The sequence below is a fragment of the Spirosoma pollinicola genome, assembly GCF_002831565.1.
GTDB classification, from domain to species: Bacteria; Bacteroidota; Bacteroidia; order Cytophagales; family Spirosomataceae; genus Spirosoma; species Spirosoma pollinicola.
On sequence record NZ_CP025096.1, the window covers coordinates 2,198,403 to 2,216,314 of the forward strand.

General features: G+C 49.3%; 17 protein-coding genes. 10 read left to right on the plus strand and 7 right to left on the minus strand.

Annotated elements, in window-relative coordinates; translation table 11 throughout:
• Window positions 1–79: 79 nt before the first annotated feature.
• From proB to CWM47_RS09395, 4 genes are read left to right on the plus strand one after another with little or no spacing between them, the layout of a single operon-like run.
• Window positions 80–1,114 carry a glutamate 5-kinase gene (gene proB, locus CWM47_RS09380; protein WP_100987725.1) on the plus strand — a complete coding sequence of 345 codons (1,035 nt, stop codon included), beginning with the start codon at window positions 80–82 and terminating at the stop codon, window positions 1,112–1,114.
• A 42-nt stretch (window positions 1,115–1,156) separates the two neighbouring features.
• Window positions 1,157–1,426, plus strand: a complete 270-nt coding sequence (locus tag CWM47_RS09385) for a hypothetical protein (protein ID WP_100987726.1) — start codon at window positions 1,157–1,159, stop codon at window positions 1,424–1,426.
• Complete coding sequence (locus CWM47_RS09390; RefSeq protein WP_100987727.1) at window positions 1,423–1,803, plus strand: toxin-antitoxin system TumE family protein; 381 nt, start codon at window positions 1,423–1,425, stop codon at window positions 1,801–1,803. The genes CWM47_RS09385 and CWM47_RS09390 overlap by 4 nt, the downstream gene beginning before the upstream one ends.
• A 2-nt stretch (window positions 1,804–1,805) precedes the next feature.
• Complete coding sequence (locus CWM47_RS09395) at window positions 1,806–3,056, plus strand: glutamate-5-semialdehyde dehydrogenase (protein WP_100987728.1); 1,251 nt, start codon at window positions 1,806–1,808, stop codon at window positions 3,054–3,056.
• Between the two features lie 52 nt (window positions 3,057–3,108).
• Here CWM47_RS09395 and CWM47_RS09400 read toward each other — a convergent pair whose 3' ends face one another.
• Window positions 3,109–4,422: a sensor histidine kinase gene (locus CWM47_RS09400; protein WP_100993812.1), complete on the minus strand. Its 1,314-nt coding sequence runs from the start codon at window positions 4,420–4,422 to the stop codon at window positions 3,109–3,111.
• A gap of 306 nt (window positions 4,423–4,728) precedes the next feature.
• Here CWM47_RS09400 and CWM47_RS09405 point away from each other — a divergent pair, with 306 nt between their 5' ends.
• Entirely contained in the window at window positions 4,729–5,031 is a 303-nt protein-coding gene (locus tag CWM47_RS09405) for a hypothetical protein (protein WP_100987729.1), read from the plus strand.
• 9 nt (window positions 5,032–5,040) lie between these two features.
• On the opposite strand, the gene CWM47_RS09410 is transcribed toward CWM47_RS09405, so the two are convergent.
• From CWM47_RS09410 to CWM47_RS09425, 4 genes are all read right to left on the minus strand, one after another.
• On the minus strand, window positions 5,041–6,312 hold the full coding sequence (locus CWM47_RS09410; RefSeq protein WP_100987730.1) for a replication-associated recombination protein A: 1,272 nt from the start codon (window positions 6,310–6,312) through the stop codon (window positions 5,041–5,043).
• Window positions 6,313–6,459: 147 nt separating this feature from the next.
• Complete coding sequence (locus CWM47_RS09415; RefSeq protein ID WP_100987731.1) at window positions 6,460–7,059, minus strand: RNA polymerase sigma factor; 600 nt, start codon at window positions 7,057–7,059, stop codon at window positions 6,460–6,462.
• Window positions 7,060–7,164: 105 nt separating this feature from the next.
• The gene (ade, locus tag CWM47_RS09420; protein WP_100987732.1) at window positions 7,165–8,808 is read right to left on the minus strand and encodes an adenine deaminase; all 1,644 of its coding nucleotides are present in this window, start codon (window positions 8,806–8,808) and stop codon (window positions 7,165–7,167) included.
• A gap of 3 nt (window positions 8,809–8,811) precedes the next feature.
• Window positions 8,812–10,062 (minus strand): acyltransferase family protein, encoded by a 1,251-nt coding sequence (locus CWM47_RS09425; protein WP_394341988.1) that lies wholly within the window; start codon window positions 10,060–10,062, stop codon window positions 8,812–8,814.
• Between the two features lie 136 nt (window positions 10,063–10,198).
• Here CWM47_RS09425 and CWM47_RS09430 point away from each other — a divergent pair, with 136 nt between their 5' ends.
• The 5 genes from CWM47_RS09430 (at window position 10,199) to CWM47_RS09450 (ending at window position 16,240) form a co-directional block, all read left to right on the plus strand.
• Entirely contained in the window at window positions 10,199–11,866 is a 1,668-nt protein-coding gene (locus CWM47_RS09430; protein WP_100987734.1) for a UxaA family hydrolase, read from the plus strand.
• Window positions 11,867–11,951: 85 nt separating this feature from the next.
• Entirely contained in the window at window positions 11,952–12,725 is a 774-nt protein-coding gene (locus CWM47_RS09435; protein ID WP_100987735.1) for an SDR family NAD(P)-dependent oxidoreductase, read from the plus strand.
• 165 nt (window positions 12,726–12,890) lie between these two features.
• Window positions 12,891–13,745: a fumarylacetoacetate hydrolase family protein gene (locus CWM47_RS09440; RefSeq protein WP_100987736.1), complete on the plus strand. Its 855-nt coding sequence runs from the start codon at window positions 12,891–12,893 to the stop codon at window positions 13,743–13,745.
• A 101-nt stretch (window positions 13,746–13,846) separates the two neighbouring features.
• Complete coding sequence (locus CWM47_RS09445) at window positions 13,847–14,671, plus strand: amidohydrolase family protein (RefSeq protein ID WP_100987737.1); 825 nt, start codon at window positions 13,847–13,849, stop codon at window positions 14,669–14,671.
• A gap of 105 nt (window positions 14,672–14,776) precedes the next feature.
• Window positions 14,777–16,240 (plus strand): gluconokinase, encoded by a 1,464-nt coding sequence (locus tag CWM47_RS09450; protein WP_100987738.1) that lies wholly within the window; start codon window positions 14,777–14,779, stop codon window positions 16,238–16,240.
• Here the strand turns inward: CWM47_RS09450 and CWM47_RS09455 are convergent.
• Window positions 16,235–16,747: a GNAT family N-acetyltransferase gene (locus tag CWM47_RS09455; protein WP_100987739.1), complete on the minus strand. Its 513-nt coding sequence runs from the start codon at window positions 16,745–16,747 to the stop codon at window positions 16,235–16,237. The two genes, CWM47_RS09450 and CWM47_RS09455, sit on opposite strands and share 6 nt — an antisense overlap.
• A gap of 97 nt (window positions 16,748–16,844) precedes the next feature.
• Window positions 16,845–17,828 carry an N-acetyl-gamma-glutamyl-phosphate reductase gene (gene argC / locus CWM47_RS09460; protein ID WP_100987740.1) on the minus strand — a complete coding sequence of 328 codons (984 nt, stop codon included), beginning with the start codon at window positions 17,826–17,828 and terminating at the stop codon, window positions 16,845–16,847.
• Window positions 17,829–17,912 lie beyond the last annotated feature (84 nt).

Consider the following 17,912-nt stretch of genomic DNA (forward strand, 5'->3'; position numbering starts at 1 on the left):
CTTTATTTAGAGCCAGACAAGCTGGATGAATACAGGCATTCGCTGAGACCGAAAAAAGTAAAGTCCTATCTTTGTGGGTATGACAAAGCCCGTACTTGTACTTAAATTCGGCACCGCATCCATCACCAAACCCACTGGCGAGCCTAACGAACCCGTCATGGTGGATATAGCCCGGCAGGTTGCGGCCCTGCATTCACACTATCGCATTGTGCTGGTATCATCCGGGGCAGTGGGTGCCGGAAAATCCCTGATTCATGATTATCGGGGCGATATTACGCAGCGAAAAGCCGCTGCGGCTGTTGGTAATCTGCTGTTACTCAATCAGTATTCCCGTTTTTTCTCTATCTATGGCATTTCCATTGCCCAGAGCCTGTGCGAACGCCACCACTTTGCCAACCGCGATCAGTTTCTGCAACTAAAACAGACCTACGAAGAGTTGTGGGCCAACGACCTGATTCCTATTGCCAATGAAAACGATGTAGTTAGTAACCGCGAACTCAAATTTTCGGACAACGACGAACTGGCTACCCTCATTGCCGTTGGCTTCGGGGCCGAAGCGCTCATGCTTTGCACATCCGTAGGTGGCTTGCTGGATGCAAATAATCAAATCATCAGGCAGGTAACCGATTTTGACGAACGTGTTTTTGGCGTGGTTCGAACCGACAAATCATCGCTGGGGTTAGGTGGTATGGCCTCAAAATTAACCTTTGCCAAGCTGGCCACCCGAATGGGTATTCGGGTCGTCATTTTCGGTCTGAGCGAACCCGACAGCATAAGCCGGGCGTTACGCAGTGAAATTGGCACCGATTTTACAGCACAAACGACCGCCCTCTCCGCCCGAAACAGGTGGCTTGGCAGTGGTAGTCTGGCCGTTGGGCGGATACAGATCGATACCGGAGCTGTTCGAGCCTTGCAGAAACGACGCAGCCTGCTGGCGGTAGGAGTTCGAACTATCGTTGGCGAGTTTGCCGCTGGCGAAATGATCGAAATTCTGGACGAAGATCAGACGACCGTAGCCGTAGCGAGGGCCCGAATTTCGTCTGAAACCCTATCGCAACAGCTTAACCAGCAAAACGTTGAAGTGGCTAATGCCAATGATATTGTCCTTTTATAGACCAATCTTTTTGCCCAATTTTGTTCTTTAATTCCATATAGTATGGTACAGGTAACAAAACAATCAGTGCAACAATGGGCGATGTTTGACTATCTGTCAAAAAAGCATCGTTTTCAGTCTACCATCAACCAGATGGAGCGAAAATATGGTATGACGCTTGCTGAATTTGAGAAGTATATCGAAACATCCGAGAAAGAAATTTTCGAAGAATGGGATGATAATATTGAGTGGTCAGCAGCAGTTGGTATGCTCGCTGACGTGTTGCAGAGTATTGAAGAAATAAAACGCGGAGCCATTGAAGTGATCGAATGAGCAGCAATTATGCAGGTATACAGCACATCTTGGATGATTTGGATAAAAATTCGTTCATTAGTCAATATGATGTTCTGAAATACGAACACACTACAGTGAAATTTCAATTAAGGCTCCAGATTAAATTCATCGATCAGTCCGTACTTTTTACAAACGAATATATAGGATCAACTATCAGAAAGTATGCCTTTCACTGGCAACAATTTGATAATCAAAGTATAATTCGTTGGGACAACGCTCCTCACTTTCCCAAATTATCTTCTTTCCCTCACCACAAACACGATTATCGACAAGCCCTTGAAATCGTAACCGATAGTGTTGACATTTCGCTGGTGGAAGTACTAACCTACATCCATAATCAGCTAACGAACTTGTAATTATGACACCTATTACGCCCCTCCTTCAGGCTACCCAACAGGCCGCAGCCATTGTTCGGCGGCTTAGCCCTGCCACAAAAACAGACTTACTGAATCGGCTGGCCGATGTGCTGGCTGCACATACCACCGAAATTTTGGCCGAGAATCAAAAAGATCTCGACCGGATGCCTGAATCGGACCCTAAATATGACCGACTAAAATTAACCGAAGCCCGCATAGCCGATCTATCAACGAGCCTGCGCCAGGTAGCCGTTTTGCCCGATCCGGCAGGTGAAGTTATCCTGGAGCGTACAATTGAGCAGGGGCTTCAACTCAAAAAAATTACGGTGCCTTTGGGTGTAGTAGGCGTTATCTATGAAGCCCGTCCGAACGTAACGGTCGATGTGGCTTCGGTCTGTTTACGGTCGGGGAATGCCTGCGTGCTGAAAGGCGGCAAAGAGGCCGATTTCTCCAATCGCTGCTTAATCGGACTTATTCAGGGCGTACTGGTTGAATTCGGCGTGCCCAAAGCCGCCGTAACCCTCCTCCCGCCCGATCGAGCTGTTGTTAATGAACTCCTTACCGCCACGCGCTATGTAGACATTATCATTCCACGGGGCTCGGAATCGCTGATTCAGTTTGTGCGCAAAAACTCGCTGGTGCCAACCATCGAAACGGGTGCCGGTGTTTGCCATACCTATGTCGAAAAAACCGCCGACCTGGCCAAAGCGGTGGCTATTGTTGTCAACGCCCGCGTTTCGCGCCCATCGGTCTGTAACTCACTCGACTGTGTGCTGGTCGATGAAACCATTGCCGGACAATTTCTGCCGATGCTTACGGCTGATTTCACTAAATGGAATGTCGAAGTTTTTGCAGATGAAACAGCCTATTCAATTTTTGAAGAGGCTGATTATACCAACCTGCAACATGCCCGGCAGGAAGATTTTGGCCGTGAGTTTCTGGATTATAAATGCGCCATAAAAATTGTATCGGGGCTTGATGAAGCCTTATCGCACTTACAAGCTTATTCGTCCCGCCATTCCGAAGCGATTCTCTCACAGGATCAGGCCCTTATCGATCGTTTCCTGTTTGAAGTCGATGCGGCTGCCGTATATGCCAATGCGTCAACACGTTTTACAGATGGTGGTGTATTTGGGCTAGGTGCCGAAATTGGCATATCAACCCAGAAACTGCACGCCCGTGGGCCATTTGCCCTCGAAAAACTGGTGACCGAAAAATGGATCGTGGTCGGTGATGGCCAGGTCCGCTGGTAATTTCACCAGACTATAGTTTATACACTTAAGCGGTTACCTTACGGCTGCCATGTTAACATGGTAGCCGTAAGGTAACCGTTGTTCCTTTATTTAGCTCGCTCCGCAACGACACCTCACCACCCATTAGTTTGACATAGTGACCAACAATGTGCAGTCCCAAACCAGTGCCCGCTATGTTGGTTACATTTCTGGCGCGAAAAAACCGCTCGAACAAATGCATCTGATCTTCTTTGGCTATACCTATGCCCTGATCCTCAACCGACAGAATTAGCTGCCCGCTTATATAGGCTCCCTGCACGTTTATAGTCGATTCAGGTTTGGAATACTTTACTGCATTTGATAATAAATTGACAAGAATTTTACGCAGCAATGATGGATCAAGCCACAGTGACGATGTAAACAACACTTGCGTTATAATCTGCTGCTGTGGCTTTAGTGCACCCTTCATATCCATTACGACCTGATTAACCAGTTGCGTCAGGTCTACCTCAGAGGAACGTGCTTTGATTTTCCCCTCCTCCAGTTTTCCTACCGATAAAAACTCTTCGAGGATATTGTTAAGGTTTATAACGGCTGCCTGAATCCGGTGAATATGCTTCAGTCGTTTATCCTGCTGATCACCTTCTGTATATTTCTCAATTAACGTGGTTGACGACAATACCGTTGTTAATGGAGTACGAAACTCATGGGAAGCCATCGATACAAACCTTGATTTCAACTCACCCAACTCCCGCTCGGCCACCAATGCACGCGTCAGTTCATCTTTGGACTGCTTCAATTGGTCAAGCGTATTTAGAAGAACCTGTGTCCGCTCCACTACTTTCTGCTCCAGTTCGGCATTAATTTGTTCGATATGATCACGCTGCGCTACCAGTTGACGCTGGGCGAGAACGATCTCTGTAGTTTCGGTGACAGCGGCCAAAACGCCCCCAATACCACCTGATTCGACGTAGATAGGGCTATAGGAAAACGTAAAATAGCATTCTTCCGGGAAGCCATGTCGATTAATAATCAGGAGTTGGTTTTCTGACCAGGTAGCTTCACCACGCGTCAACACGCCATCGATCATTGGTCCGATGATATCCCAAATTTCACTCCATTCTTTGTCACCCCGCTTTCCAAAGATAGCAGGATGTTTGGCGCCAATCAGCGGTGCGTAAGCATCGTTGTAAATCATTATCAACTCCTTCCCCCACCAGATCAACATAGGGAAACGAGAGTTTAGACACATGCTAACAAGTGTTCGAAGGCTCTGAGGCCAGCTTTCGATTGGGCCAATGGGCGTAGATGACCAATCCTTCTGACGAATAAGGGTTGCCATCTCGCCGTCGCCAGCCAGAAATTGAGGAGTGCTTGCTTGACGCATTACAATAATCTCAGCTTTATCAGCTTGCGTATTATTCTGTTTCAATCAGTATGTAGATAAGTCATTTGTAATTTATAGATATTATAATTTTTATTAAACTGTATGTATTCTACTAATTGCACTATTGATTTACGAATCCAAAGAAAAGGCGATTTGGTTACACGAAATCCAAATAAAATTGCTCTCTATTAGCCCAATAAACATGTAAAAAATGTGATTTTAGTCATTTGACCTCCTGATACGGGTCAGGAGATGCACTTACCCAACCCTATACTTTTGATTACACAAACGCAAAACATCTATCACATGCTTCTTTCTTTCACCTCCATCGATCAACACGCAAACTTCCGGGAGTGCTCCTGGTGGCTTACTACTCCAGAGGCTGCATTCGACGCCTTGAGCGCCGTTGCCGCGAAAGGCAATCAAATCCTGAGTGCTCTATTAATTGACGAAGACCAACGGACCATACTGCCAGTCGATGCTTTTGATGGCGACATTTTCTCTGCACCCTTGAAAGAACTTGAACAAGAATGGCAGCAGATCCTGAGTGTACCTGTTAACCGGCAACCGGCCCGTAACGAGTACTGGGAGAAGGTCGAGAAAAAATAGGAAGTTTTCTTAATAGCCGTACCATTCGCCCCACCATTTCTGTAGACTCCTTCGAATTTCGGCTTCACGGGCATTATGGCCAGGCTCATATATCTTTCGTCCTTTCAGATCGTCAGGCAGGAAGTTTTGCAGCGCAAAATTGCCCTCATGAGCGTGCGAATATTGATATTCTTTCCCGTACCCTATTTGCTTCATTAGTTTTGTGGGTGCATTGCGCAGATGTAAAGGTACGGGTAAATGCGCTGTTTGTTCGGCTAGTGCTATGGCCTCATCAATAGCCACATAACTGGCATTACTCTTGGGAGATGTGGCCAGATAGACCGCAACCTGCGACAGAATGATCCGCCCCTCGGGCATACCAATTGCCCGAATGGCCTGAACGGCTTCCGACGCCATGATCATAGCGGTGGGGTTAGCGTTACCAATATCTTCCGACGCCATGATGAGCATTCGTCGGGCAATAAAAATGGGGTCCTCACCCGCCACGATCATTCGGGCCATCCAGTACAGTGCCGCGTTTGGGTCGGAGCCGCGAAGGGATTTTATGAAGGCCGAAATAATGTCGTAATGCTGCTCGCCAGACTTATCATATCGGGCAATATTTTGCTGTGCAACGGTCGTGACACCTTCATCGGTAATAACCAGTGGATCGGCAGAAACATGGGCCGAAGCCACCAGTTCAAGTAAGTTCAACAGCTTCCGCCCATCGCCACCTGACAGGCGCATCAACGCATCATACGATTCGACAGTAATATTTTTCGATTTCAGGAAAGCATCCTGTTCAATAGCCCGGTCAATGAGCTGAATTAATTCCTCTCGGCTAAGTACGTCGAGAATATAAACCTGACAACGCGAAAGCAAGGCGCTGTTTACCTCAAAAGAAGGATTCTCGGTTGTAGCACCAATCAGCGTAATCTGCCCTTTTTCAACGGCTCCCAACAACGCATCCTGCTGGCTTTTGTTGAATCGGTGGATTTCGTCAATAAAGACAACGGGTGGAAATATACCGCTGGGACGGCTCAGCACATCCCGTATTTCTTTTACCCCCGAGTTAATGGCACTCAACGCGATGAACGGTCGCTTAACAGCTTCAGCCAAAAGTAACGCTAGTGTTGTTTTACCAACTCCCGGCGGCCCCCACAAAATCATAGAGGGCAAACGGCCAGCATCAACGGCTCGACGGAGGGCACCGGCAGGGCCAATAAGTTTACGCTGACCAATTACTTCATCAAGGACGCGGGGGCGAACCCGCTCAGGCAGGGGCGTTGAGTCTGTATTCATTTAGCGAAGTTACCCGAACAGCCTAGTCTTTACAACCTCGATTTTACGAGTCTGCTGGTTACAACCTGAGTAGCATGGAATTAAGTAAAAAGCCCGGTAACTTTTAAAAAGTTACCGGGCCAGAGGAAGATTTAGGAATAGACAGCGTCAGAGTGACACATTTTCAAGCGTTACGTAGCGCTTGAGGTTACTCATAGCCCCAAATATTAAGTTGTAAACTGATTGAATGTTAATTTCCATAAGCGACGAAATCTCTTCATTACTCATGTTCTGGAAATACCGCAGATGAACCGCTTCGCGCTGACGGCGGGGAAGTTTGTCGAGTGCCTGATGCAGACAATCGGTCATATACGAATCTTCTTCGTGTGCAATCAGCAAATTTTCGTGCGATGGATCAGCGCCGGGCAATGTATCACCTACACGCCGTCCATTGATCATATCGTCCTGGCTAACCAGCTTTTGCTCAGCCGTTAAGTGGCGCACTAACTTGCGTTTGATAGAGGCCATCAGGTAGAAACGTACAGATGTCGTTGGCCCAATGGTGGTCCGGTGTTTCCATAATTCGACAAACAAATCGTGGATGCAGTCTTTAATCAACGCACGGTCTGTAGCAAAGTGGGCGCAGTAATGGTAGAGGGTTTGAACATAATTTTGATACAATCGGGCAAACGCATTTTCATCGCCAGCGCGAAACTGATTCCATAGTGTTTCGTCGTCGGGGCCGGTTTGGGAGCGTGAGCGAGCCATATAGATAAGTGAGAGGGTAAAGGTTAGGAATAGCCTTGGGAAGTGTAAACGTACCCATAAAAAATAGAATTTAAAACAGTTCTTAAATAAAATTTTTTTATGGAGCTATTTCACTATTTGAAGAGGAGTAAATCTGAACATTTGGCCATTAAACAATCCTTTATCACTTAGCTTCAGCGCCGGAATTACTAGCAAAGCCATGAAGGATAAGGTCATAAACGGTGCCAATAGGGTACTTTCCAAATTATATTTGGCGAACTGATCTAAAGCCGAATACAGGGCGGCAACCTCATAACCATCTTTATCGGTCATCAGGCCCGCTACGGGTAGTGGTAATAACTCCTCTCTCTCGTTACCCACCGCCGACAGGCCGCCTTTTGCCCCGATGACCAAATTTACCGCCCGGCAAATACTGACATCATCGCAGCCAACAGCGGTAATATTATGCGAATCGTGCCCAACCGATGAGGCAATAGCGCCCTGTTTCAGTCCGAAGTTTTTGATGAAAGCCACAGCAGGAGGGGTATCCTGGTAGCGATTGACGACCACCAATTTCAGAATATCCCGATCAACATCCGACACAAGTTGTCCATCCTCTATCCTGGCGGCTACCTGCAATTCATTTGTAATAAGCTGCCCATCGAGTGCTTCAATGACCCGAATGAGGGGCTCGTCATCCGAAGCGTCGGCGTTTACGATAAAGTCAGTCGGCGTTTTCGGTGAGCAGGCAAACTTATTGACGTGTTCACTTTGTAAATCAGGTATAGTCGATTGACCATCCTTGGCCACAACCTGTCCATTTATAACGGTTTGTCGGACACAAAATGACTGTAAATCATCCACGACAATATAATCGGCCGGGTCGCCTTCGCGCAATAGGCCAACTGGCAGGCGGTAATGAAGCACCGAATTTAAACAGGCCGCTCGTAATACATTCCAGAGTGAATGCCCTTTTTCCAGCGCCCGCACCACCAACTGATTGATATGCCCTACGGCCAGGGTATCCGGATGCTTATCATCGGAACAAAACATGACCTGCGCAGGAAACTCCGCCAACAACGAAATCAGGGCTTCGAAATTACGGGCGGCACTCCCCTCCCGAATCAGAATTTTCATACCGCGCCGGGCTTTATCCAGCCCTTCTTCATACGTAAAACACTCATGGTCAGTGCTGATACCGGCATCAATGTAACGCTGTGCCTCATCGCCGGTTAAGCCGGGGGCATGTCCATCTACGGGTTTATTAAATGCTTTGGCTAAATCAATTTTCGCCATCATCTCGGGGTCGCCATGCAGCACACCCGGGAAATTCATCACTTCGGCCAGATAGCCGATTTCTTTCATGGCCAATAGTTGCCTGACATCTTTTGCGCTGATAACCGCTCCTGCCGTTTCAAAGGTCGTGGCCGGAACGCATGAAGGTGCGCCAAACATAAACTTGAAGGGTACTCGCCGTGCTTCCTCAATCATGTAATTCACTCCGGCAACGCCCAGCACATTACCGATTTCGTGCGGGTCCGACACAGTGGCTACGGTGCCATGCACAACCGCCAGCCGGGCGAACTGCGGGGGCGTTAGTAAGGAGCTTTCGACATGAACATGGGCATCAACAAAACCGGGCAATACATAAGGTTCATTGATACGTTCGGGACCGAGCCGGTCTATCCGGACAATACGCCCGTTTTCGTGTGCGATCGTACCATAAAAGATTGTTTGGTCAAACAGATTCAGGATATTAGCCGTGAGCATGTATCAAATACGAATAAAGAGTTTTCGACGGTACATCCACCGAAGGATAAGGTAAAAAATGCCAAGTGTGACGATACCAATCAGCAATTGCTCATAAGCGGGGCCAAGTATCAGAAAAGGGCCACTTCCCAAATGTGTATACAGAGAGGTTATGATGAAGCGATCGATCAAATGCACCAAACAATAAATAGCAATCGAGTTCATCCCAACAACGATTAAGGGAAAAGCCCAACTTCTCTTGTTGGCCACATCAATAATTCCGTAGAAAAAGGCGAGCAGCCAAAAACACCAGCCACCACTGAATAACACCCAGGCAGGTGTCCAGATTCGTTTGACAACGGGGCAGATACCAGTCACCTGCAGCAAAACACCGGCGGTTAATCCAATCGCTCCTACCAGCAAAAACCGCTTCAATAGTTCTCGACGCGTTAGATCTGAGCGCAACCAACGACCCGCTATCAAGCCCAGCAACATGGTCCCCAGAGTAGGAATAAAGCTAAGCGTCGCATACCCACCGCCATTGAACAAAAATGGCTTCGCCCTCGGAAACAGATTCAGAAACCAGGTATCGAACGCCCAGGCAAGATTACTGTTTTTATTAAAATGAGCCATCAATCCGCTATAATGCTCCGGCCAGTCGACCGGAACGCCTACGGCACCATAGTCAAAATTTGTGCCGGGAGCCGGATAAAGCACAAAGGCCAGCCAGTACCCAACAAGAACCACAGCCAACGCAATCCAGATAGTTCGGGGGCTTGCCTTTCCCAGCAAAAACAAAAACGGATAACCAAGACCAATTTGCGTTAGTGTATCTTCAAATGTGAAATTCGTTTGGTCAGCGTGAGTTGACCGCAGAAAGATGCCCAGTAAAATCAATATCAGCGACCGGCGGAGGGCATTCCCGAATTGTGTTCCGGGTGACTGGCCCAGTCCGGCTCTGCTCGCCATTGAATAAGGCAGCGCAACCCCGACTAAAAACGAGAACGATGGCTGAATAAGATCGTGCAGCGAGCAGCCAGCCCAGGCAACGTGGCTCTGGTGATGGGCCAGCAATGCCCAGATAACACTATTGGGAAAGGCTTCATGCATGTGCTCAAATTGCAGCATTTCGGCAGCCATCAGAATCATCACAAAGCCCCGGTAGGCATCCATAGACATTAAACGTCCGGTCAATGCAGGGCTAGCAAGCGCCGGGCCGGACGCTAGTGGGCCAGCCGCAGAGCCGGGTTGGGTGGTAGACAAGGATGGGGACATGAGTAAGGAAGGAATTTAACTACCAAAACTTGGCATTGCCGGTCACATTCGCAATAGAGTTGCCTAAAGTTTTTACCAGAGGTGGTATATTTAAAGCCGTTCTGTCTCTTTACCAATAAATAATCCGTTTTATCTGATGCCTGCCCGTGTATTAAAAGTTCATCCTGCCGATAATGTCATCGTTGCGTTGCGCAATCTGGCGGCCGGAGAACAAATCGAGTTCGACAATGCTGTTTACGACCTGCCCTATGCTGTTGGGGCCAAACATAAATTTGTGACCGAGGACCGGCAGCCCGGCGACCCTATTACGATGTATGGTGTACTGGTTGGTAAAGCCAGCCAGCCTATTCGTCGGGGGGAGCCCATTACCACATTTAATCTTAAGCACGACGCCGACCGCTACGGTCTCGATAAAAAACAGCCTTATGCCTGGCAGCCGCCCGATGTGTCGGTCTGGCAGGATCGCACGTTTATGGGCTACCATCGCGCCGATGGCAGTGTAGGTACGCGTAATTACTGGGTTGTCATTCCGCTGGTGTTTTGCGAAAACCGGAACGTACTGATCCTGAAAGATGCTTTTGAACGTGAACTTGGCTATGCACAACCCGAAATGTACCGCGCACAGGTGCATGAAATGCTGAGTCTGTATAAAGCGGGCGAAATGGACATTGTGAAAAAAATGCAGCCGTTTGTTGACGAATCGCAAAACCAGACGCTTAACCATCATCAGGCCAATCGCCCGTTCAAAAATATCGACGGCATTAAATTTCTGACGCACGAGATGGGTTGTGGCGGCACTCGCCAAGATTCAGGTTATTTGTGTTCGTTACTGGCTGGCTTCATTAATAACCCTAATGTAGCAGGGGCAACCGTCCTCAGCTTAGGCTGTCAGCATTTGCAGGTCGACATGATCTCCGCTGAAATCAAGCGGCAGAATCCGAAATCTAACAAGCCACTTTTGCTGTTTGAGCAACAGGCCGGAACGGAATATGCGCTGATGGCTCAGGCCATAAAAGAGACCTTTCTCGGCTTAGTGGAGGTCAATAAGCTCGAACGCCAGCCAGCGCACCTCAGCGCCCTGACGATTGGCCTGAAATGTGGCGGCTCCGACGGTTTTTCGGGAATTTCAGCCAATCCGGCTTTGGGTCAGCTATCCGATATAATCGTAACACTGGGTGGGAAAACGGTATTGGCCGAGTTCCCCGAGTTGAACGGTGTTGAACAGGAATTGATCAACCGCACCGACGATACCGCCAAAGCACAGAAGTTTATCACGTTGATGGGCGATTATTCGGCGCAGGCTGAAGCCGCCGGGTCTGGTTTCGATATGAATCCATCGCCCGGCAACATTAAAGACGGACTAATTACCGATGCCATCAAATCGGCGGGGGCGGCTAAAAAGGGGGGCACTTCGCCCGTGGTGGATGTTCTGGATTATGCCGAGCCCGTAACAGCTTCCGGTCTCAACTTACTTTGCACACCCGGCAACGACGTTGAAGCGACTACTGGCATGGCGGGTTCGGGCACCAATGTCATTGTTTTCACGACTGGCCTTGGCACACCTACCGGCAACCCGGTTTGCCCCGTCGTGAAGGTTTCGACCAACACCATCCTTAAAAATCGGATGCCCGATGTAATCGACTTCGATAGCGGCCCCATCATTGATGGTGAACAAAGCATCGAACAAAATGCCCACGACATGCTCGAATACATCATCCGGCTTGCCTCAGGCAACGAAATTACCCAGGCCGAGCGGCTGGGACAGGACGATTTCATTCCCTGGAAACGGGGCGTTTCACTTTAAATTGGTGAAAGAGTGAATAAGTGAAAGAGCGCTATAATCTGCGTCTGTATTTTCACTCTTTCGCTCTTTCGCTCTTTCGCTATTTATGTTCTCACTCAAAAACAAAACTGCCCTCATTACGGGTGGGGCCAGCGGGATTGGGCTGGCCATTTCGCAGACTTTCGCTCAGGCGGGTGCAACTGTTCACATTCTGGAAATCAATGGTGACCTTGCCCGGCAGGTTGCCGACGATATTATTGCAAACGGCGGTCAGGCGCAGGCCCACACGGTCGATGTATCGGATCAGGCGCAGGTGGTCGATCTGATTGGCCAGATAGCGGCTCAGTCGCCCATTCATATTCTGGTCAACAACGCAGGGGTCGCACACATTGGTAAAGCAGATACCACTACGGAGGCCGACTTCGACCGAATTTTTCGTATCAATGTGAAGGGCGTTTACAATTGCCTGTATGCTATTATTCCCCATTTCAAAGCCAATGGCGGAGGGGTTATTCTGAATATGGCGTCGGTAGCAGCAACGCTCGGTTTGTCTGACCGGTTTGCTTACTCAATGAGTAAAGGAGCCGTGCTGACCATGACGCTATCGGTAGCAAAAGACTATTTGACCGATAAAATTCGGAGCAACTGCATATCGCCGGCTCGGGTGCATACGCCTTTCGTCGATGGATTCATCGCCAAAAACTATCCGGGTCAGGAAGCCGAAATGTTTGAGAAATTGTCGAAAACGCAACCCATTGGCCGCATGGCCGAACCACAGGAAGTTGGCGCGTTGGCCCTGTATCTCTGCTCCGACGAAGCAGGCTTTGTAACGGGTTGCGACTACCCGCTGGATGGCGGCTTTGTTCGGTTAAATAGCTAACTCATAGCCAACAGCCATAGAATGCTCTCCTTCCCGACTCGAATTGACACTTATTTATTAGTTGTTTAATCAACTAACGTTCACTGGCTACACGGGCTACGTTTGCGGCATAATGATTAAACTTGTGGCCTGTATTGCTTTTCGTTTAAAGAATATCTCTCCTGCATGAAACTCTTCCGCTTCGGCTCGCCCGACCACGAACACCCTGGTGTCGTATTACCCACTGGTCAACATATTGACGTAACCCACTTTGGTGAAGATTACGACGAATCTTTTTTTGCCAGCAATGGACCCGAACGGCTCACGCACTGGCTCACGGCCCACGCACAAAACTGCCCCGAGGTATCGGCCGAAGAACGGTTTGGCCCTTGTATCAAGCGTCCGTCTAAAATCGTTTGCGTTGGCCTGAACTACGCCAAGCATGCGGCAGAGACTGGTGCAGCAACACCCGCCGAACCCATTCTATTCTTCAAGGCAACCACGGCCCTTTGCGGACCCAACGATAATGTTGTCATTCCTAAACGCTCCGAAAAAACGGACTGGGAAGTAGAACTGGCCATCATCATTGGCAAGCGTGCCAGCTACGTCGAACTGGACGACGCTATGGACTACGTTGCGGGCTATGCCCTGCACAACGATTACAGCGAACGTGCCTGGCAACTGGAACGGGGCGGCCAATGGGTGAAAGGCAAAAGCGCCGATACCTTCGCTCCGCTGGGACCGTATCTGGTAACCACTGATGAAGTGCCGGAGCCGAACAATCTCCACCTGTGGTTGAGCATCAACGGTAAGATGTTACAGGATTCGAATACCGACGATATGATTTTCAACGTACCTACATTGGTTAGCTACATTAGTCAGTTTATGACGTTGCTACCGGGCGATGTTATCTCGACGGGCACACCCGCTGGTGTTGGCCTGGGCATGTCGCCCCCCTGGTACCTCAAACCCGGCGATGTAGTCGAACTGGGAATCGAAGGCCTCGGCGAACAGAAACAGACGGCGGTGGCATTTACTTAAGGGATAATGTAGAATGAATTAGGGTTAATGGACAATGAGACCACATCCTACGCTATTGTCCATTAACCATTATTCATTCTACATTTTACATTAACAACGTTATGACAGTTGACGCTCACCAACATTTCTGGCACTTCGATCCGGTTCGCGATAACTGGATTACGGACGATATGGCTATCATCCAGCGCGATTTTCTGCCCGCCGATCTGGAGCCGGTTCTGAAACAGAATGGTATTGATGGTTGTGTGGCCGTTCAAGCGTCGCAGTCGGAGGAGGAAACGATGTTTCTGGTTCGTATGGCGCAAACCTACGATATTGTAAAGGGCGTAGTCGGTTGGGTCGATCTGCAATCAGAGCAGTTACCGGAACGCTTGCAGGCGTTGTCGCAATACACAGAGATCAAAGGCTACAGGCATGTTGCCCAAGCCGAACCCGACGATTTTCTGGCCCGTCCATCGGTCATCGAAGGCATTCGGCAACTGGCTGAGTTGGGGTTGACATACGATATTCTGATCTATCCAACGCAACTCAAAGCCGCCTTGCAACTGGTTCGCGCCGTTCCTGAAGTTCCTTTCGTGATCGACCATCTGGCCAAGCCGTATATTAAGAAAGGGGAAATCAGTCGCTGGTCGAATTTCATGGGCGAGATCGCTAAAAACAAGCATGTCTCGTGCAAACTTTCGGGCATGGTTACAGAAGGTGACTGGCACAACTGGAGTAAAAAAAATTTCTTTCCATACATGGACGTGATCTTCGAACATTTTGGCCCTGATCGCATCCTGTTCGGTTCCGACTGGCCCGTGTGTCTGGTAGCGGCCGACTATACACAGGTTAAAACCCTGGTTGAAGACTACGTGGAGAACTGGGGCGACGAGGTGCGAGCGAAAGTTTTTGGTGGTAATGCAGTGTCGTTTTATAAGTTATAATTTGAAAGAATTATTACACAGAGATTCACGGAGGAATAATAAAAAACTCTGTGAATCTCATTTACCCTCTGTGTATCTCTGTATCACAACCCCTCTCCCTGAGTTATGAATTGTTTCGTTGGCGTTGATGTCGGCACTACGAATGTGAAAGCGCTGGCGATGCCCGCCGATTTGAGTCAGATTCTGGCTCATGCATCGGCTCCGCTTACGACCCTCAATCCCGAACCCGGTTATGCCGAACAGGACCCGGCCGAGATCTGGGCCGCTTTTGTACAGGTCATTGCCGAAGTAAGTCGGGAGCTAGCTGTCAACGGACACACGATTACGCACGTTGCCTTTTGCACGGCCATGCACAGCGTGGTACCGATGAATGCGGATGGTTCTTCCATAGGTAATGCGATTCTTTGGTCCGACAATCGCGCTGAAGCGCAGGCAAAAGCCCTTCGAACAACGCAGGCTGAGTTAGGCAAAGCAATCTATACTCAAACCGGAACGCCCCTTCACCCCATGATTCCGCTTTGTAAATTAGCCTGGATGCGGGAGCATGACCCTCGAACCCTGCGCCGAACAGCCCGTTTCGGCTCCATCAAAGAGTTTTTGTGGTATAAACTCACCGGCGAATTTGAGATTGATTTTTCCATTGCCACCGCTACGGGCCTATTCGATGAAAGCAAGCGCGAATGGAGCAATCAGGCGATGGACTTTGCCGGTGTTCGGGCCGATCAATTGTCAGCACCCGTTCCAACGACCTACCAACGGTCGTATCAAACACGGCCCGAAACCGCCGGAACGGGCCTGCTCTCAGGAGTGTCGCTGGTTATTGGTGCGTCAGATGGATGCCTGGCCAATCTTGGTGCGGGTGCCATCAAAGCGGGCACGGCTACACTCACGATTGGCACCAGCGGGGCCATCCGACAAACGGTTCGTAAACCACTTCGCGATGCCGAAGTTCGCTTGTTTTGCTACTACCTGGATGAAGGTTATTACGTTGTTGGCGGGCCAACTAACAATGGCGGCAATGTGCTGGAATGGGTCACGGAAAAGTTAACCCAACAGGATACTGACGCGGTTCTGGCCGAAGCCGAAACCATTGCACCCGGTTCCAATGGGTTGCTGTTCCTCCCCTATCTACAGGGCGAGCGGGCACCCTTGTGGGATGCGTCCGTTCGGGGGGCTTATCTGCACGTGGATTGGCAACACACCCGCGCCCATTTCGTGCGGTCTGCACTGGAAGGGGTGCTCTTTAATCTGCTGAGCATAAACGAATTGCTGACCGACAAAACCGGTCCGGCACGCGTGATACATGCCAACGGCGGCTTTGCTCAGTCAGACTTCTGGGTTCAAATGCTGGCCGATATGGCGGGCATTCCGGTACGGCTCAATGCCAGTAACGAGAGCGGTTCCATGGGCGCTATTCTGTTAACACTCAAAGCCACCGGCGTTGTAAAAACGCTGGATGAAGCCGCCGAACGGGTAGCCTTTGGCAAGACGTTCCAGCCCGATCTCACAAGATTTAAACAGTATCAGACCGATTTCAAACGGTGGGAAGCTGCCTTGCGAAAGCTATAAATTGACAAGCAGCCGCCCAAATAACAAACTCTCCTCTCCATTACCAGTAAACGTGAATCGTTTCTCAAGGCGCAAACCGAGCTTTTCAAGAAGACGGATTGACGGCTGGTTTGCCGGATTGGTAAAACCAAAGATGCGCGTTAGGCCAAACGTTTTCTGCGCGTAGGTTATAACTGCCGAACCAGCCTCGTATCCGTATCCTTTCCCGGCATAATCGGGTAGAAACGCAAAGCCAATGTCTGGATCATCGAGCGCGTCCCGTTTGAATAAACCACAAAGACCAATGGAGAGCCCATTGGTCTTTAGTTTTACCAGATAAGGCCCAAAGCCATGTTCTTTATAGCTTTTCAGGGCACCATTGATAATGTATTGCTGGGCATCCCAAAGCGTTTGCACATGCCGGTCGCCAATGAATTGAATCCATGACGGTGTATTCAGCAAATCGAGCATGAAGGCCGCGTCGTCAACAGTAAGTTCAATAAGCAACAAACGGTCTGTTTCGATCATCTTCTGGAGTTCCCATTTTGCAACGATGCCATTTCTTGAAGCTGTACAACCTTTTCAAGAAAAACTACTCCCAATCGCGGCTTTCCAGCCACGTTACTTAGAACGCTACCGATTTCAATCGCAATCCGGTATCCTCCGGCAAACCAAAAACAAGGTTCATGTTTTGAACGGCATGACCTGCCGCGCCTTTGGTCAGGTTGTCGATAACGCTCGTAATCAGCAGTTGGCCGTCGTGAACTTCCAGATGCAGCAAACATTTGTTCGTATTCACTACCTGCTTCACGTCAACGGGCGTATCGCTGACATGCGTAAACGGATGCGTTTCGTAATAGGCTCTATACAACTGTTTTGCTTCGTCCAGCGTACCGGTAAATGGCGTGTACACATTAGCCATAATGCCTCGTGTGAAATCGCCCCGGTAAGGAATGAAGTTGATAGCCTGGCTAAAATCAGGGTCGAGTTGGGTTAAACTCTGACGGATTTCGGCTAAGTGCTGGTGCGTAAACGCTTTGTAAATCGACACGTTGTTGTTTCGCCACGTAAAACCCGTTGTCGGCACAAGTGCCTGACCTGCACCCGTGCTGCCCGTAACGGCACTCACATGAACATCGTTCGTCATAACGCCCGCTTTCGCCAGAGGTAACAAGGCAAGTTGAATGCTACTCGCAAAACAGCCGGGGTTGGCAATGCGCATGGCTTCCTGAATACGCTCCCGGTTGAGTTCCGGAAGACCGTACACAAAATCGTCGTGCTCGTCGCGGAAATCGGCACTCAGGTCAATCACGGCAATATCGTCAGACACATCATAATCGGCCATAAACGTAGCCGATGCGCCGTGTCCCGAGCAAAGGAAAATGGCATCCAGCCCATCCTGAGCCAGCAGTTCGCTTATATCCTCGCCCGAAAATGTCAGGTCAGTGTCGCCCAGCAAGTCAGTGTGGGTTGACCAAACGGGTTTACCCGCCTGACTCTTGCTGTGCGTAAACACCACATTCGCAAAGGGGTGATTGATGAGAATACGCAACAGTTCGCCACCTGTGTAACCCGCTCCGCCAATAATGCCAACGTTAATTTTTTCCATGTTTTGGTAACGACTTTGTTCTTTTATTGATTCAAAAGGCCCGGGGTTAGACCCGGTTTGGTAGAATAGACATAAAATTACCCC

Excerpts from the sequence above, each read along its gene's own strand:
- proB (WP_100987725.1), top strand. The coding sequence starts at position 80 with ATGACAAAGCCCGTACTTGTACTTAAATTCGGCACCGCATCCATCACC.
- CWM47_RS09385 (WP_100987726.1), top strand. The coding sequence starts at position 1,157 with ATGGTACAGGTAACAAAACAATCAGTGCAACAATGGGCGATGTTTGAC.
- CWM47_RS09390 (WP_100987727.1), top strand. The coding sequence starts at position 1,423 with ATGAGCAGCAATTATGCAGGTATACAGCACATCTTGGATGATTTGGAT.
- CWM47_RS09395 (WP_100987728.1), top strand. The coding sequence starts at position 1,806 with ATGACACCTATTACGCCCCTCCTTCAGGCTACCCAACAGGCCGCAGCC.
- CWM47_RS09400 (WP_100993812.1), bottom strand. The coding sequence starts at position 4,422 with ATGCGTCAAGCAAGCACTCCTCAATTTCTGGCTGGCGACGGCGAGATG.
- CWM47_RS09405 (WP_100987729.1), top strand. The coding sequence starts at position 4,729 with ATGCTTCTTTCTTTCACCTCCATCGATCAACACGCAAACTTCCGGGAG.
- CWM47_RS09410 (WP_100987730.1), bottom strand. The coding sequence starts at position 6,312 with ATGAATACAGACTCAACGCCCCTGCCTGAGCGGGTTCGCCCCCGCGTC.
- CWM47_RS09415 (WP_100987731.1), bottom strand. The coding sequence starts at position 7,059 with ATGGCTCGCTCACGCTCCCAAACCGGCCCCGACGACGAAACACTATGG.
- ade (WP_100987732.1), bottom strand. The coding sequence starts at position 8,808 with ATGCTCACGGCTAATATCCTGAATCTGTTTGACCAAACAATCTTTTAT.
- CWM47_RS09425 (WP_394341988.1), bottom strand. The coding sequence starts at position 10,062 with ATGTCCCCATCCTTGTCTACCACCCAACCCGGCTCTGCGGCTGGCCCA.
- CWM47_RS09430 (WP_100987734.1), top strand. The coding sequence starts at position 10,199 with ATGCCTGCCCGTGTATTAAAAGTTCATCCTGCCGATAATGTCATCGTT.
- CWM47_RS09435 (WP_100987735.1), top strand. The coding sequence starts at position 11,952 with ATGTTCTCACTCAAAAACAAAACTGCCCTCATTACGGGTGGGGCCAGC.
- CWM47_RS09440 (WP_100987736.1), top strand. The coding sequence starts at position 12,891 with ATGAAACTCTTCCGCTTCGGCTCGCCCGACCACGAACACCCTGGTGTC.
- CWM47_RS09445 (WP_100987737.1), top strand. The coding sequence starts at position 13,847 with ATGACAGTTGACGCTCACCAACATTTCTGGCACTTCGATCCGGTTCGC.
- CWM47_RS09450 (WP_100987738.1), top strand. The coding sequence starts at position 14,777 with ATGAATTGTTTCGTTGGCGTTGATGTCGGCACTACGAATGTGAAAGCG.
- CWM47_RS09455 (WP_100987739.1), bottom strand. The coding sequence starts at position 16,747 with ATGATCGAAACAGACCGTTTGTTGCTTATTGAACTTACTGTTGACGAC.
- argC (WP_100987740.1), bottom strand. The coding sequence starts at position 17,828 with ATGGAAAAAATTAACGTTGGCATTATTGGCGGAGCGGGTTACACAGGT.